The sequence below is a fragment of the Rickettsia endosymbiont of Villa modesta genome (assembly GCF_964026485.1).
In the GTDB taxonomy this organism is placed as follows: domain Bacteria; phylum Pseudomonadota; class Alphaproteobacteria; order Rickettsiales; family Rickettsiaceae; genus Rickettsia; species Rickettsia asembonensis.
The window spans coordinates 1,393,910-1,407,908 of the sequence record NZ_OZ032157.1; the positions used below are offsets into that span (position 1 = coordinate 1,393,910).

Genomic DNA, 13,999 nt, shown 5'->3' on the forward strand with positions numbered 1-13,999 from the left:
ATCTGTATTTTTTAATACATTACTTTTATTAAATGTAAGATTAAATGTCAACTAATACACATAAAATTTATTGTTACTTACAACAGAATGCATAAATTTCCACAGTCGTTCAATTGGATTCAAATTAGGACTATATGCTGGCAAAAATAGTAACTCTATTTTACTGTATTGTAGATATTCTTTTACCTTTTTTGACCTATGATATCCAGCATTATCGCATATCAAATAAATCTTACTTTTATCTTGATTATTTGCTTCTAATTCCTTTAAAAATTCAATAATATAATCACCATTAACCTTAGGATTGTCAGTTGTTACTACCTCTAAATCCTTAAGATTAATAGCACCAATAATATGTTTACGCTTCCAACCACTGAAACCTGGTAATGTTTTAACTACATTCTTTCTAATCCAACCAAATCTTGCTCGAGTTTGGTATTGAGGATGAACACTATCCATAAAATAAATAGACTCATCTTTAGCTAAATTATTTTTTAGCAAACTATATTGCAGCTTAAATTCCTCTTGCTTAGCTAAATCTATTTTTCCAGGAATTAACTTAAGTTTCTTATAACTAAAACCAAGTCTGTGTAACAGCTTGATTACCCCAGCTAATGTATAGATTACTCCATATTGACGTTCTATGAACAAACCTATATCTCTAGCATACACATAATTATTATTTTCTAGATGAACTATTAACTCTGCTTCCTCCTGTCTAGTAAGTTTACTATCACTACCGCCATTTCCAGGCTTAAGCTTCTGAGCATTATGATAACCTATTAAATGTTTTCTTATCCCTCCCCATCACTCAGTAATAACACTTTCGATATCTCATCAATACTATAGCTATCATCATACATGAAAACAGCTTTGATTCTATCACAAATCCTCTTATCCCTTTCGCTTCTATGGTAAAGCTTTAATTCTTCTTTTTCTACTGATGTTAATTTTCTATAAATCCATTCTTACTTAATAACACTTGCTGACTTCTTTGACAATTTTTCATTTACTAGAGGTATATAACTTAACTTTTCTAGTAGGGCTTTTATCTCTTTGAATATCAAGTTTTGTACCGAATAGTGGAGAATCTTGTAGAAAATCAATAAGGGAAGATTCTGACGAATTTGCTATAATACTACACAAACGTTTATTTTCGTCTAATACTTCTAGATTTATCTCGATTAAAGGCGGGGTAAGTAAATGCTTAATAATTTCAGACCATTCTATTAAAACCAAATTACCGTTTAATGCTTCTTCAAATCCAAGTTCATAAATTTCTTCAGGTGATTTAAGACGATATAAGTCATAGTGATAGATAGTGAAGTTAGATGCTTTATATGTTTGCAGTAAGTTAAAAGTCGGGCTTATAATACTTGTATTTTCACCACAAAAATGTTTAATAATTTCACGACAAAAAAATGTTTTACCGGATCCTAGGTCACCGTTAAGTAAAACTATATCATTTGGTTTTAAGCTTTGTGCTAAAAGCTTTGCAAGTTTTGTTGTCTCTTCTTCGTTATTTAGCGTATGCATTTTTTAACTTGATTAATCATTTGTAAATATTGGTTCTGAAAAGTGTTTGAATCGACGTTTTTCACATTCCAGTTTTCGCTATTTAATATTATTATTTTAGCGTTTATATCGTATAATCGTGAATTTTGTTCGTTACTTAACACAAGACATTTATTATTAGACTCTTTAATTAAATATTCTAGCTTGCGTATATATCGTAGACTTTTTTGACTTTCGCTATATAATTTTGCAGTTTTAATATTAGTATTAACAAAAAAATACTCGCTACTATCACTTAATAAAATTACGTCTTTTATCGTTACAAATTCATTATTTTTAATTTCTTGTAGCTTGTTTAATTCTTTAAGTGCTGCTGAAAGGTTATTATTAATATCTTCTTGTAGCTCAGGAAATTTTTCGCTAAATATTCGTGCAAATTCTTGTAGTAAAATTCTTACATTATCAAGATCAAGCCAAATATGCCAATTATCTTTTATAGTGGTTAAAGATTTTATATCACTGATTTTAATAATGTTTTTGCTATGATTATCAATTAATTTCTCGGCAAAGCCGTCGAATTGTTCATTAATATAAATAGCTATATCGGCATTTTTGACTTTAGCAAGATCGCTTGGTTTTATATTATAATGATGAGGACAGTCGATATTAATAGCTAGGCTCTCGATATCCGCTTTATCCTTAACAAGTATCGAAACAATACTAGCAATTGGCGTAATACTTACAACTATCTTAGGCTTAGCGTAGCTAGTAAGGCTGAAGAATGTAAGGAATAGTAAAGTTAGAATCTTTCCGGTGTCATACCGTGGCTTGACCACGGTATCCATTTTTTTGGATCCCGCGATCAAGTCGCGGGATGACATTAGAAGTATATTATAAATCTTAAGCTTCATAACTTTTCCAACAACTCCAATTTACTAGGCTTGAAATCCTGCTCTATCCAAAAATTTTTTAGATATTCTAATTTTTCCCCTATCTCTTTTTTTTCTATATTCATATTTAATAAGTCATTACCGTTTACTTGGAATTTCGGGCGTAATAATGTATCATATTTATAAATAAATTCTTTTACTTGTGAATGCTCTAGTTTACCGATTATACGGGCTGCTAATAAATATTCCTTGTAGTTCTTTTTTTCAAACCAAATTTTTTTTATGTTAGCTTCAGAATCATTCAGAAAGTTCGTTATAGATAATATTTGCATTGCTTCCTGTCTTGAGAATTTCCAATCGAGAAGAAGCTTTGAATTTATATTTTTTAAATTATATAGTAATAAAGCATAATTAGTTGCTAATTCTAATTCTTTAGATTGCTCAAAAAATTTTATTTTATAATTTTGTATAGAGAATATTAGTTCTAATATTCCTATTTCAAACATAGCTTCTAAAATTTGTGCCGCTCTTTTTGAAACGATAATTTTATCCATTTCACTTTTAATTCGCTCTCGTGATAAAGTTTTTAAGCCGTCTTTTAAAGCTTTACATGCTTTGAAGCTGCCATCATCAAGTTGATTCGCATAATAGCTAGAAAACCGAAAAAAGCGTAGGATTCGTAAGTAATCTTCTTTAATTCTATCTAGAGCTTCCCCTATAAATACAACCTTTTCCTGCTGCAAATCCTTAAATCCTTCAAAATAATCATATATCTCGTTCTTAAAGGGACAATAGCTTAAAGCATTAATAGTAAAATCTCGTCTTGCGGCATCTTCGGCAAAATTGTTTGTGAATATTACTTTGGCATGTCTGCCGTTACATTCGATATCTTTTCTGAGAGTTGTAATCTCAAATTTTTCCTCGTTTAAAATAGCCGTAATCGTACCAAATTTTAAGCCGGTCGGGATGGTTTTTATATTATAGTCAAATGATTTGAATTCACTGAACGAGTCGCTCGTCGCTCCCCTATTATCTATAGGCTTCGCTCCTCGCTCCTTGTAATTAAATCCAACTGATTTGACTATAGCTTTCGATAAAATATTTATTACTTCATCCGGTGTTAAATTAGTAGCTATATCGATATCGTAGCTATCTTTCTCTAGTAACGCATCTCGTACGCAGCCGCCGATAAGTCTTGATTGACCTTTTTCATTTAAAAGGCTCAAGATTTTTTTATATCCTTTTGAAGGAATTTTTAAAGTTTTATGTATAACTTGCATTATTTGATTATACCTATAGTATCTAGCAGTTTTTAAAAAGACCTTGATGTCATACCAGTTAAAAGCTGGACCTTGTTGCGTGGATCGGTAAAACCCACTGTGTCACCCCGTGGCTTGACCACGGGGTCCTTAAAAACAATAAAAAATACTAATAATTTTAGTATTTTTAACTGGATCCCGCGATCAAGTCGCGGGATGACATAAGTGAAATCGATCCACGCAACAATGCTACGCGGGGATGACATCGAGTAGATTTTACCGTACATTCCTTTTTATTGCAAAAGATAAGTATAACAGGGCTTTTTTTTAAAAAATCGTGATTAATCGTTATTAAGCTCCCGTGGCATTGAGCTTTGTAATTGAGATTGATATGAATTTCGGCTTTTTCACAATGATTATTGTTATTAATGACAATTTTCTGTCCGTGATTAGTTATGAAAATATTATCTTTTAAAGGTAACACCATACTATCTTTTTGTCCGAACCAATTAGCCCAATAAGTTCTATTAAATGTAGGCATTTTATCGGCATAAATTATAAGCTTGTCGTCTTTGTCTTTAATGCCTACTGCCATATGATTTGTGTCAAATATTAATTCCGGCTTTGGAGAGTAGAACATAAATATAAAAGATATTATCATAATTACAAGACCAAGCAAACGCCACGAAGTTTTCCATATACAAATCCAAAAAAAACCGAATAAAAAAAGTAATATGCTGAAATTGGTAATATAACCGAAATACCATACAGCTCCCGTTAAGCTATTAAAATAGGCGGCTGATTTTATTATTATTTCAATAAAAAATCCCATGATCATTATTAATATATAGCTATCAAACCCAATCATAGTAAAAGGCAGAGATAGCAAAGCAAGCGGCATAAGAAAAAATGATGTTATCGGAACAACAATGAGGTTAGCCGGCACTGAATAAGTGGAAAATATGAAGAATTGATTAAGGGAGTGTTGAGATATGAAGAGTAAAAGGTTATAATGTGATAAAAAAATAAGAAAGTAAAAAATGTCAGAGCATCAAATAACAATGGTCAGTTTAGATGAATTAGTTAGCCCGGAACATCAATATCGTAAATTTAAAAGTTAATTTAATTTCAAAGTAGTTGAAAGAGAGTTATTAGCGATAGAAACTGAAGCTAATTATAAAGGCTATGGAGCATTGAGGTTATTTAAATGTTTACTTCTACAATTTATGGAAGACTTATCTGATCGAGAATTAGAACGTTATTTCGCTGATAGTAATGCCGGCAAATGGTTTTGTGATTTTGCTCTTACAGAGACGACTCCAGATTATAGTGTGTTTAGTAAAATACGTAAGAAAATAGGTACTAACTTACTATCAAAAATATTTGCAAACTTTAGAGAACAACTACGAAAGCAAGGTTATATGAGCGAGGTATTTACCTTTGTAGATGCCTCTCATTTGATCTCAAAAGCTAGTCTTTGGACAGAACGTGATGAGTTGAGGAAGCAAAAATATGACAAGCTAAATAATGAGACTTTGCCCAAAGTTGCGAATGATAAACAAGCTAAAATTGGTTGTAAAGGAGGTAATAAGTTTTGGTATGGTTATAAAAAACATGTTAGCGTTGATATCCAATCAGGGATTATTAATAAGGTTGCAGTTACCTCTGCAAATGTTACTGATAGCAAAGGTTTTAAACACGTTATGCCACGCTCCGGTGCTGCATATGTAGATAAAGCATATTGTACAAAGTCTACCAAAGATACAGCAACTAGACAAGAAGTGCATCTTTGCGCTGTAAAGAAAAATAACATGAAAGATAAAAATTTTGACCTTGATATATATTATATACTTCTTTAACTTGAAAAGTTGGAAAATGAATATTTAGATGAGCGAATAATCAATGTTCTTATGGATAATTAATATCTAATACTACCAATTATTCAGGTAAAAGAAGTATATTAATGCTGCTAAATATAAATGGAGTAGCAAGTTCTCAATCTTAGGAAATTTTGGGGGGGGGGGTAAAAGGCTATTTAGGCGATAGATATTTAGCAAAACAACTAAGAGCTTTAGCAAATGTTAAAAATATAGAAATAGCTAAAACGTTATGCTTTGAAGCAATTTGTTTAGGAGTGATTAACAGCCTTAGCAAAAACTTCGCTTGTGTAAAAGAATTCACTAGAGCCTATCCTGAATTAACAAACAAGATAACAAACGAACATCTAGAATATTTTATTGACGGCTCAATATTACGGTCATGTATTAATGACGAGGAAATCTTAAGGAAATTGCTAGGTAGCGGTTAGTGTGGCTATGTAGATTTATCCTCCTCCTGAGGAAAATCAGATTTATCCATTAAATTTTTAGCGATATTGCTTTCTGAAAATTTAGCTGATTGAAAATATTCGGAAACAAGTTTTATCACTTCATCACAAAATTCATCTTGTAGCTCTTTAGTTGCGGTTGATTTTTGGTTTTGAATTAACTGTATAGCATCAGATTTTTTATGCTCTAAAAATTCTTCAATTTCTTTAGTTTTTTTTTGAATGATTTTCTTAGTAACTTCATTGCGTTCTTCTATCATTTGAGAGCGTAAAGTTTCTAATTTTTGTATTTGTGCGTTGGTTTGTTCAAAGAGCAAAGCAGCATCTTCTTTTAACTTTTCAGCTTTTAGAACTTTTTCTTGGATTTCTAAAATCTTAGCATCTAAAGAATTTAAAATGGCTTTTTTCGCCGGTCTATAAATTAAATATACAAAAATTACAAAACTAACGGCAAGCCAAAAGCTTTCATCTAGGAAATTCATTATGTTACTTTTATATTTTGTAGTAAATTCATATCTGCTTTAGTTCCGGCTATTTTTTCAATAATATTAACTGCGAGCTTTATGATTGCTTCGCTTTTATTAGTTCTAAATTGCTTAGCAGCTAAATTTATATCTTCAATATTTTGATTTATAGAGTTTTTTAAATCCTGCTCTAGATTCTTTTTTTTAATTAAAAATTCCGATTCTAAAGAGTCTATTTTTTCTTTTTTTAGCCTATTTATTTCAGTATTTGTTTTGTCTATTTCCTCGTTATAATATTTATTTAGCTTTTCTACTTCTTGGGTTAGCGTATCGGCTTGCGTAATATTATCTTGAATATTTGTCTGTCTATTATTAAAAATTTCTTCGGCTTTTGGAGTGATAAATTTATAAACAAAGATATACAATAAGCCGAAAGTAACGATAAGCCAAAAAATTTGTGAATAATAGGTAGCAATATCAAATTGAGGCATCTTATTTAAAAATGAATTTTAAGAAAAAATAAGTAACATAGCAATTACAAAGGAAAAAAGTCCCATTGCTTCAGCAAGACCTGCACCGATCAGAGCCATTCTTTGTAAGTTTTCTGCAGCTGAAGGGTTTCGTGCTATTGAACTAAGTAGAGAGCTAAATATATTACTAACGCCTAGAGCCGCACCGTACATGCCGATGGCCATAAGCCCTATACCAATAAATTTTAAAGAAACCATATCCATAAAAAACCTAACTTTTAATTAATCAAAAAATAAATATATACTCGCTGAATTTAAAAAATTGGTTTCGTTATTTTTTGCTTTTAATCCTCACTACTAGTATGTACGCTGCGGTTAAAAGCTTCAAAACGCCTCGCTCTTTTTCAAATTGAGCTTCGTATACCAACTCTTCATTTACTCAAGGTATATAAATTATTGCTAACCGAATAGCGAATTATGTAATAATTCGCTATTCGCATCAGTGTAAATTAATAGCATCATTAAGATACATACAAGATAAAATAGTAAAAATATAAGCTTGAAGTATTGCAACAAAAATTTCAAACCCAATTAGTATCACCATAAGAGGGATTGGCAGAAATTTCAAGTAAATCATTAATGAAACGGTAAAACCGGCTATTACTTTTAATAAAACATGTCCCGCCATCATATTAGCGGCGAGTCGCAATGATAAACTAACCGGTCTTGCTAAATATGTAAACAGTTCAATTACTATCATCAACGGTGCTAACCATAAAGGAGTACCGTGTGGTAAAAAAAGAGTTAACAAACGTAAGCCGTGTTTTACGAACCCGACTATAGTGACCGTTAAAAATACTAGAATTGCTAAGGTAAAAGTAACGATAATATGACTAGTAGCAGTAAAGCTATAAGGTGTCATACCAAGTAAATTACAGAATAAAATAAAAATAAACAAACTAAAAACTAACGGAATAAATTTGCGTCCTTTTACTCCTATATTCTGATTTAACATATCAGCTACAAGATTATAAACTATTTCAGCACTTACTTGTAATCTAGAAGGTACTAATTTCCAGTTATAAAAAGCTAAGTAAAAATAAGTTAAGGCTAAGATGCTAGCAAGTAACATATAGATACTCGAATTAGTAAAGCTGACGTCAAAACCGAACATTTTGATGTCTATCAATTTTTTGATATCAAATTGTGCTAAAGGGCTATGAGTCATTTCCTTACTTTTTATTATTCACTTTTTGCCTTATAATGTTAAAGCCAGCAATCATTCCTATTATTGTAAATATAATAAGAAATAAAGGTTTAGAATTAAAAAACTTATCCGTAAATCTTCCAATTACGACACCTACCATTGTACCTGAAACTAAATCTACAGTGATAGTGAACGGGCTAATTTCTTGCCGAATTTTAGGATTAGAAAACTTAGGAGTTTTTAAGTCTTTAATTCTTGCTTTGATATCTTTTAGTTTTTCCGTATTCATTAGTTTATCTCCGTCATTGCGAGAAGACGCCATAGGCGTCGCGTCGACGAAGCAATCGCAGGATATTTGACGAGATTACCACGCAGCCTAACGACTGCTCGCAATGACGATCTACTGTCAAAATTACAAACTCATCTCATTTTTTGCTTTTTCTTTCTGTTCCTCTAAAGCTTTATCGACTGCCGTAGAAATACTATCTATACTATAATTTCCGGTTTGTACTCCGTTAACGAAGAAAGAAGGAGTACCTATAAATTTTGGTGCTTTTGCTACAAAATTAGTATTAGCAATTAGCGTTTCAGTAATTTTATCACTATTTAAACATTGCTTATATTCTTCCGGAGGAACACCGCCAAGCTGACCTATATCAGTTAATAATTCTCTGTATTTATTGCTATATGCCCATTTATCTTGTTGTTGTAATATGATATTATGAAACTGTACAAAACTATTTATATCACCCTTGCAGCGGGCTAAAATTGCAGCGTCTAAATCTTGTTTTGTAGCAATAAATTCACGAACCACATATGCAATTTTATTAGTATCTATATATTTTTTCTTAAGTTCCGGAAAAATTGTTTGATGATAATAAGCACAATGCGGACAGGTAGGAGAAAAATACTCGACTACTATAACATTTGATTTTTTGTTACCGAGAACCATATCATTATCATCAACTTTAAAAGTAACTTTAACAGGTTTTATTTCAGGATTTTTTTGTTCTTGTGAAGCCGGCGTTGATACTTTATCAGTCTGATTATTATCGTTAGCAGGTGCTATCGATTCAGCTGCATTTTCAGAATTTACTGCTTCTTGATTTATTTCTTGAGAAGTGTTGTTGTTTTGCAGAGTTTCCTGCCCTATTATTTGTTTCTCTTCTTGGTTCTTATTTTGTGTTTTTTCTTCTGAACAACTACTCAAAAATAATAAAAATATCGGCACGATAAAAATACTTCGCATAACTTTCCCTTAACTATTAACTTTCTCTACAATAAAAGCATATCAATTTTATTTCAATAAAAATATCTACTTTATAATAGAAGCAAAATGTGCTATGCTATAGAAAATAATAGTCTAACATTAAGTTCTTAGGCACTAAAACCACTACGGAGGAATTAATAATGGCAAATACAACACAATCCGAAAATAAAACCGAACAAAAATCCGAGTTTAAAATAGGGCAGAGAATTGTCTATCCTGCACATGGAGTTGGTGAAATAACAAATATTGAATATCATACTATTGCAGGTACTGAAATTAAAGTATATGTAATTTCCTTTTCGCAAGATAAAATGACATTAAAAGTGCCTGTTAGTAGAGCTGCGGTTGTTGGTCTTAGAGCGGTTGCAAGCAGAAAAGATTTAGATGTCATATATTCAACTCTTCAAGGTAAACCAAAACAAGGAAATAGAATGTGGAGTAGAAGAGCCCAAGAATATGAAAGCAAAATTAACTCAGGTAATATTGTAGCCATAGCCGAAGTATTACGGGACTTACATAAAAATGTTGATAATGATCGTTCTTACAGTGAAAGAACACTCTACGAATCAGCTTTAAATAGACTCGCAGGCGAGCTTGCTATCCTTGAAAACATCCACCCAACCGAAGCAATTAATAAGTTAGTTGAAGTATTACGTGAAAAATTAGTAGCGTAGATACTCGCCCCACTTGAAAAATTGGCTACGTCGTCTTTGTAAGTTCTCGGATGCTCACGTATTAAGTATACGTTCCGCTCCTCGGCTTATAGACTCCTTGCTCTTTTTCAAGTTGAACTTCGTATAACAACTCTTTATTTCACAGGAGTATATTTTTTGTCATTGCGAGGAAATTTACAATAGTAAATTGACGAAGCAATCTCAGGAGTTTGTTATTATTTCATGAGATTACCACGCAGCCATGGCTGCGGTCTTGTTGCATGGCTCGAAAAACACGCTCGGTGTCATTCCTGCGAAAGCAGGAATCCATCATAAAGCGAGATAAATCGAGCTTTTAATTTAAAAAATTTGCTATATTTATGCTTTTTTTTTGGATTCCTGCTTTCGCAGGAATGACATAAACAAGCCATACAACAACGCTTGGTTTACGGACCTATTACTCTTTTCTAAGTTGAACTAACTTCGTATAGCTACTCTTCATTACTCGAAGTATAATGGACTGAAAAAATTAGACAAAAAAAGAGTTAGATTATCTTGGTAATAAGTTAGAATAAAGAAATAACTTATAGGAGATAAAATGACTAAGAAACAGATACGGAATTTCAGTGCTGAAGAGAAGACAAAGATAGTGTTAGAATTATTAAAAGAAGAAGTAACAATATCACAGTTATCGTCTAAATATGAGGTGAGTAGCAATAGTATATCACATTGGAAGAAACAATTTTTATCAAATGCATCAATAGCATTTGAACCAGCTAAGGTAGTGAGTGAATATCAAGAACAAATTAAAGAACTTAAGGAGCAAAATGATGCGTTGGCAAAGGCTTTAGGAAAAACTACAATTGAAAGAGATTGGGCTGTGGGAAAGCTCAGAAGCTTGGATTTATCAAATAGAAAGAGTCTTGTCATATCCAAGCTAGAATAGTTACCAAAGACAAGACAATGTGAATTATTAGGGGTTAACCGTTCTTCAACATATTATAAAGAACGATCACTTAGTAGCTATAATTTAAATATGTTAAATAGAATAGATGAGATATATACAGATAATCCAGAATTTGGTTATCGTTATATGTATCAGCAATTATTAGAAGATGGTTTTAAGATAGGTCAAGACCGAGTGCTAAAATATATGAGATTAATTGGTATTGAAGCGATATACCCTCATAAAAAGAAACTGGCTACTATAAAAGATAGTGAGCATAAAATATACAGCTACCTACTTGATAAATACTGGATCACAACTGATAAAACTAAGAAAGTAGTTGTTTCTACTGCTAATCAGGTCTGGAGCGGAGATATTACATATATTCGCACTAACGGAGGCTTTATGTATCTAGCAGCCATTATAGATTGGCATAGCAAAGCCATATTAAGCTATAAACTGTCGAATAGCATGGACGGGACATTAGTAACTGATATATTGAAGGAAGCATTAAATAAGTATCAAGCTCCACAGATATTTAATAGTGATCAAGGTAGTCAATATACCAGTAATGATCATATACAGATTCTTAAAGATTATAATATTCAGATATCAATGAATGGTAAAGGCAGAAGTATTGACAATATTGTTATTGAGCGTTTCTTTAGGACGCTGAAATATAATTGTATATTTATTAATGATTATCAAAATATAGGAGAGCTTAAAGAGGGTATCAATGATTATATCAGTAAATATAATTATCAGAGATTTCATTCAAGTATTGGGTATAAAAAACCCATGAATGTCTATCTCGATAGTATACAATATCATACACAAATGGCAGCTTAATTTTGAACAAAATTACCAAGTAAATTGCTCAAAATCTTGTCTTGATTTTTCAGTCCATTATAGTAAAAAATGTCAGAGCATCAAATAACAATGGTCAGTTTAGATGAATTAGTTAGCCCGGAACATCAATATCGTAAATTTAAAAGTTAATTTAATTTCAAAGCAGTTGCAAGAGAGTTATTAGCGATAGAAACTGAAGCTAATTATAAAGGCTATGGAGCATTGAGGTTATTTAAATGTTTACTTCTGCAATTTATGGAAGACTTATCTGATCGAGAATCAGAACGTTATTTGGCTGATAGTAATGCCGGCAAATGGTTTTGTGATTTTGCTCTTACAGAGACGACTCCAGATTATAGTGTGTTTAGTAAAATACGTAAGAAAATAGGTACTAACTTACTATCAAAAATATTTGCAAACTTTAGAGAACAACTACGAAAGCAAAGTTATATGAGCGAGGTATTTACCTTTGTAGATGCCTCTCATTTGATCTCAAAAGCTAGTCTTTGGACAGAACGTGATGAGTTGAGGAAGCAAAAATATGACAAGCTAAATAATGAGACTTTGCCCAAAGTTGCGAATGATAAACAAGCTAAAATTGGTTGTAAAGGAGGTAATAAGTTTTGGTATGGTTATAAAAAACATGTTAGCGTTGATATCCAATCAGGGATTATTAATAAGGTTGCAGTTACCTCTGCAAATGTTACTGATAGCAAAGGTTTTAAACACGTTATGCCACGCTCCGGTGCTGCATATGTAGATAAAGCATATTGTACAAAGTCTACCAAAGATACAGCAACTAGGCAAGAAGTGCATCTTTGTGCTGTAAAGAAAAATAACATGAAAGATAAAAATTTTGACCTTGATAACGCCAGTTTAGGATAAGAAGAGTTTAAGATTATCGAAAAAAGAGTTTAAAATATTAGTTTTAGTAATATTAAAAGCATTAACACAAGCTAGAATATGAACTAAAAAATTAGTAGGTGATCGATGCCTTGAGTGTTCAAGATTCATATTATTTTTTAGGACATTAAATACTGACTCAACCAACGACCTTTTTCTAAGCTGTATTTTATCTTCCATTTCCAATAAATGATTCTTCATATCTTTTCTAATTCCTGTAAATAAGCGTAATCCACGACCTAATAATTTAGTAAATAATTCCTTAGAAATATATCCCTTATCACCAAAGAGTTTACCTTGTAATCCATCAGTTATATCGTCTGCTACCGATAAATCACTATTATTTGCTTTGGTAATTTTGATCGCCATAATCGCTCCCTTATTGTTAATTACTATATGCAACTTAAACCCCATAAACCATCCATAACTACTCATCCCTATTTTAGCTATATACTTCTTTAACTTGAAAAGTTGGAAAATGAATATTTAGATGAGCGAATAATCAATGTTCTTATGGATAATTAATATCTAATACTACCAATTCTTCAGGTAAAAGAAGTATACCACTAAATACTTTATTGCTATTTGTACGTTTTGTATAACATATCGATAATTTAGTTGAATCTATGCAATAAATTCCTGTTTCCTCTCCTCTAAATAGTTGCAACATTATAACCAAGCGGTAGAATTAATCTTGACCATAATTGTATTATTCGACTATAACTTGGTAATTTAAAATAACCTCTATATTTATATGATAAGTGATATAAATAATAATTCTTAAAATCTTTGCACGGCGATATATAAAAATATAATACGATAGTTAAAAGCTCTGAAAGGCTTAAATTCCCTTCTCTCCGGCGTTTTCTATCTGTTGGTATTAATTTTTGCTTCTCCCATTCTTCATATATTTCACAAAAATTGTCTAGTATATAAAATAAAGTTGTGATACATTTTTTCATTGTTGGGTTCTTGTTTTTTTGTTGAAAAACTTCAGTAACCCAACACTCTTAACTTGTAAATACTTTATTCTTATTCCATGCTTCTCTTCTTCCTTATCCTAAATTCGCGTTAAAGAAGTATACTGAACAAAAATTATCTTAATTTTAAACACTATTTCTTCCAAAAAAATATCCTTCCTATAATTCTCTACTTAATTTCTTATCTCTCAACACTTCCTTTCAAGAACTTTTAAATTGCCCTTTTGCCTTTCAAGTAGTATTTAATATGGAATATAAGGAAATTGA

At 31.3% G+C, this 13,999-nt stretch carries 15 protein-coding genes and 4 pseudogenes; 6 read left to right on the forward strand and 13 right to left on the reverse strand.

All coding sequences use genetic code 11. From position 1 onward, the window contains the following. Positions 1-51 precede the first annotated feature (51 nt). From AC5584_RS07915 to AC5584_RS07930, 4 genes are all read right to left on the reverse strand, one after another. Entirely contained in the window at positions 52-798 is a 747-nt protein-coding gene (locus AC5584_RS07915) for an IS630 family transposase (RefSeq protein ID WP_499217051.1), read from the reverse strand. 207 nt (positions 799-1,005) lie between these two features. Then, on the reverse strand, positions 1,006-1,536 hold the full coding sequence (tsaE, locus tag AC5584_RS07920; RefSeq protein WP_499216409.1) for a tRNA (adenosine(37)-N6)-threonylcarbamoyltransferase complex ATPase subunit type 1 TsaE: 531 nt from the start codon (positions 1,534-1,536) through the stop codon (positions 1,006-1,008). Next, positions 1,524-2,360, reverse strand: coding sequence for a metal ABC transporter solute-binding protein, Zn/Mn family (locus AC5584_RS07925; protein ID WP_499217052.1), 837 nt, complete (start codon positions 2,358-2,360; stop codon positions 1,524-1,526). Before AC5584_RS07925 ends, tsaE begins: the two co-directional genes overlap by 13 nt. A gap of 62 nt (positions 2,361-2,422) precedes the next feature. Next, positions 2,423-3,685: a palindromic element RPE2 domain-containing protein gene (locus AC5584_RS07930; RefSeq protein ID WP_499216410.1), complete on the reverse strand. Its 1,263-nt coding sequence runs from the start codon at positions 3,683-3,685 to the stop codon at positions 2,423-2,425. Positions 3,686-3,757: 72 nt separating this feature from the next. Here AC5584_RS07930 and AC5584_RS07935 point away from each other — a divergent pair, with 72 nt between their 5' ends. Continuing rightward, positions 3,758-3,889: a proline/betaine transporter gene (locus AC5584_RS07935; protein WP_499162420.1), complete on the forward strand. Its 132-nt coding sequence runs from the start codon at positions 3,758-3,760 to the stop codon at positions 3,887-3,889. A 232-nt stretch (positions 3,890-4,121) separates the two neighbouring features. Here the strand turns inward: AC5584_RS07935 and AC5584_RS07940 are convergent. Together AC5584_RS07940 and AC5584_RS07945 are read right to left on the reverse strand one after the other, a co-directional pair. Further along, positions 4,122-4,325, reverse strand: a pseudogene (locus AC5584_RS07940) (ComEC/Rec2 family competence protein); the annotation flags it as partial. A 39-nt stretch (positions 4,326-4,364) separates the two neighbouring features. Beyond that, positions 4,365-4,643: pseudogene (locus AC5584_RS07945) on the reverse strand (ComEC/Rec2 family competence protein); the annotation flags it as partial. A 178-nt stretch (positions 4,644-4,821) separates the two neighbouring features. Here AC5584_RS07945 and AC5584_RS07950 point away from each other — a divergent pair. Further along, positions 4,822-5,523 (forward strand): transposase, encoded by a 702-nt coding sequence (locus AC5584_RS07950; RefSeq protein WP_499217053.1) that lies wholly within the window; start codon positions 4,822-4,824, stop codon positions 5,521-5,523. Positions 5,524-5,675: 152 nt separating this feature from the next. After that, entirely contained in the window at positions 5,676-5,972 is a 297-nt protein-coding gene (locus AC5584_RS07955) for a hypothetical protein (RefSeq protein WP_499216411.1), read from the forward strand. A 5-nt stretch (positions 5,973-5,977) separates the two neighbouring features. Here AC5584_RS07955 and AC5584_RS07960 read toward each other — a convergent pair whose 3' ends face one another. The 6 genes from AC5584_RS07960 to AC5584_RS07985 all read right to left on the reverse strand — a co-directional run bounded on the left by AC5584_RS07960 (position 5,978) and on the right by AC5584_RS07985 (position 9,380). After that, a complete protein-coding gene (locus AC5584_RS07960) occupies positions 5,978-6,472 on the reverse strand; it encodes a F0F1 ATP synthase subunit B (RefSeq protein ID WP_499216412.1) in 495 nt (164 codons plus the stop codon). Beyond that, positions 6,472-6,945, reverse strand: a complete 474-nt coding sequence (locus AC5584_RS07965) for a F0F1 ATP synthase subunit B family protein (RefSeq protein WP_499216413.1) — start codon at positions 6,943-6,945, stop codon at positions 6,472-6,474. The genes AC5584_RS07960 and AC5584_RS07965 overlap by 1 nt, the downstream gene beginning before the upstream one ends. 18 nt (positions 6,946-6,963) lie before the next feature. Next, on the reverse strand, positions 6,964-7,188 hold the full coding sequence (locus AC5584_RS07970) for a F0F1 ATP synthase subunit C (RefSeq protein WP_010420727.1): 225 nt from the start codon (positions 7,186-7,188) through the stop codon (positions 6,964-6,966). 235 nt (positions 7,189-7,423) lie between these two features. Then, complete coding sequence (locus AC5584_RS07975; protein ID WP_499216414.1) at positions 7,424-8,152, reverse strand: F0F1 ATP synthase subunit A; 729 nt, start codon at positions 8,150-8,152, stop codon at positions 7,424-7,426. 4 nt (positions 8,153-8,156) lie between these two features. Beyond that, the gene (locus tag AC5584_RS07980) at positions 8,157-8,420 is read right to left on the reverse strand and encodes an AtpZ/AtpI family protein (protein ID WP_499216415.1); all 264 of its coding nucleotides are present in this window, start codon (positions 8,418-8,420) and stop codon (positions 8,157-8,159) included. A 123-nt stretch (positions 8,421-8,543) separates the two neighbouring features. Continuing rightward, positions 8,544-9,380 carry a DsbA family protein gene (locus AC5584_RS07985; RefSeq protein WP_499216416.1) on the reverse strand — a complete coding sequence of 279 codons (837 nt, stop codon included), beginning with the start codon at positions 9,378-9,380 and terminating at the stop codon, positions 8,544-8,546. 161 nt (positions 9,381-9,541) lie between these two features. On the opposite strand from AC5584_RS07985, the gene AC5584_RS07990 reads away from it, so the two are divergent. The 3 genes and pseudogenes from AC5584_RS07990 (at position 9,542) to AC5584_RS08000 (ending at position 12,734) form a co-directional block, all read left to right on the forward strand. After that, positions 9,542-10,075 carry a CarD family transcriptional regulator gene (locus AC5584_RS07990; protein ID WP_499216417.1) on the forward strand — a complete coding sequence of 178 codons (534 nt, stop codon included), beginning with the start codon at positions 9,542-9,544 and terminating at the stop codon, positions 10,073-10,075. Positions 10,076-10,652: 577 nt separating this feature from the next. Further along, positions 10,653-11,849: pseudogene (locus AC5584_RS07995) on the forward strand (IS3 family transposase). 186 nt (positions 11,850-12,035) lie between these two features. Beyond that, on the forward strand, positions 12,036-12,734 hold the full coding sequence (locus tag AC5584_RS08000; RefSeq protein WP_499217054.1) for a transposase: 699 nt from the start codon (positions 12,036-12,038) through the stop codon (positions 12,732-12,734). On the opposite strand, the pseudogene AC5584_RS08005 reads toward AC5584_RS08000, so the two are convergent. Continuing rightward, positions 12,726-13,714 (reverse strand): annotated as a pseudogene (locus tag AC5584_RS08005) (IS982 family transposase). The gene AC5584_RS08000 and the pseudogene AC5584_RS08005 sit on opposite strands and share 9 nt — an antisense overlap. Between the last annotated feature and the right edge of the window lie 285 nt (positions 13,715-13,999).

Excerpts from the sequence above, each read along its gene's own strand:
- AC5584_RS07960 (WP_499216412.1), bottom strand. The coding sequence starts at position 6,472 with ATGAATTTCCTAGATGAAAGCTTTTGGCTTGCCGTTAGTTTTGTAATT.
- AC5584_RS07965 (WP_499216413.1), bottom strand. The coding sequence starts at position 6,945 with ATGCCTCAATTTGATATTGCTACCTATTATTCACAAATTTTTTGGCTT.
- AC5584_RS07990 (WP_499216417.1), top strand. The coding sequence starts at position 9,542 with ATGGCAAATACAACACAATCCGAAAATAAAACCGAACAAAAATCCGAG.
- AC5584_RS07975 (WP_499216414.1), bottom strand. The coding sequence starts at position 8,152 with ATGACTCATAGCCCTTTAGCACAATTTGATATCAAAAAATTGATAGAC.
- tsaE (WP_499216409.1), bottom strand. The coding sequence starts at position 1,536 with ATGCATACGCTAAATAACGAAGAAGAGACAACAAAACTTGCAAAGCTT.
- AC5584_RS07925 (WP_499217052.1), bottom strand. The coding sequence starts at position 2,360 with ATGGATACCGTGGTCAAGCCACGGTATGACACCGGAAAGATTCTAACT.
- AC5584_RS07930 (WP_499216410.1), bottom strand. The coding sequence starts at position 3,685 with ATGCAAGTTATACATAAAACTTTAAAAATTCCTTCAAAAGGATATAAA.
- AC5584_RS07980 (WP_499216415.1), bottom strand. The coding sequence starts at position 8,420 with ATGAATACGGAAAAACTAAAAGATATCAAAGCAAGAATTAAAGACTTA.
- AC5584_RS07985 (WP_499216416.1), bottom strand. The coding sequence starts at position 9,380 with ATGCGAAGTATTTTTATCGTGCCGATATTTTTATTATTTTTGAGTAGT.
- AC5584_RS07970 (WP_010420727.1), bottom strand. The coding sequence starts at position 7,188 with ATGGATATGGTTTCTTTAAAATTTATTGGTATAGGGCTTATGGCCATC.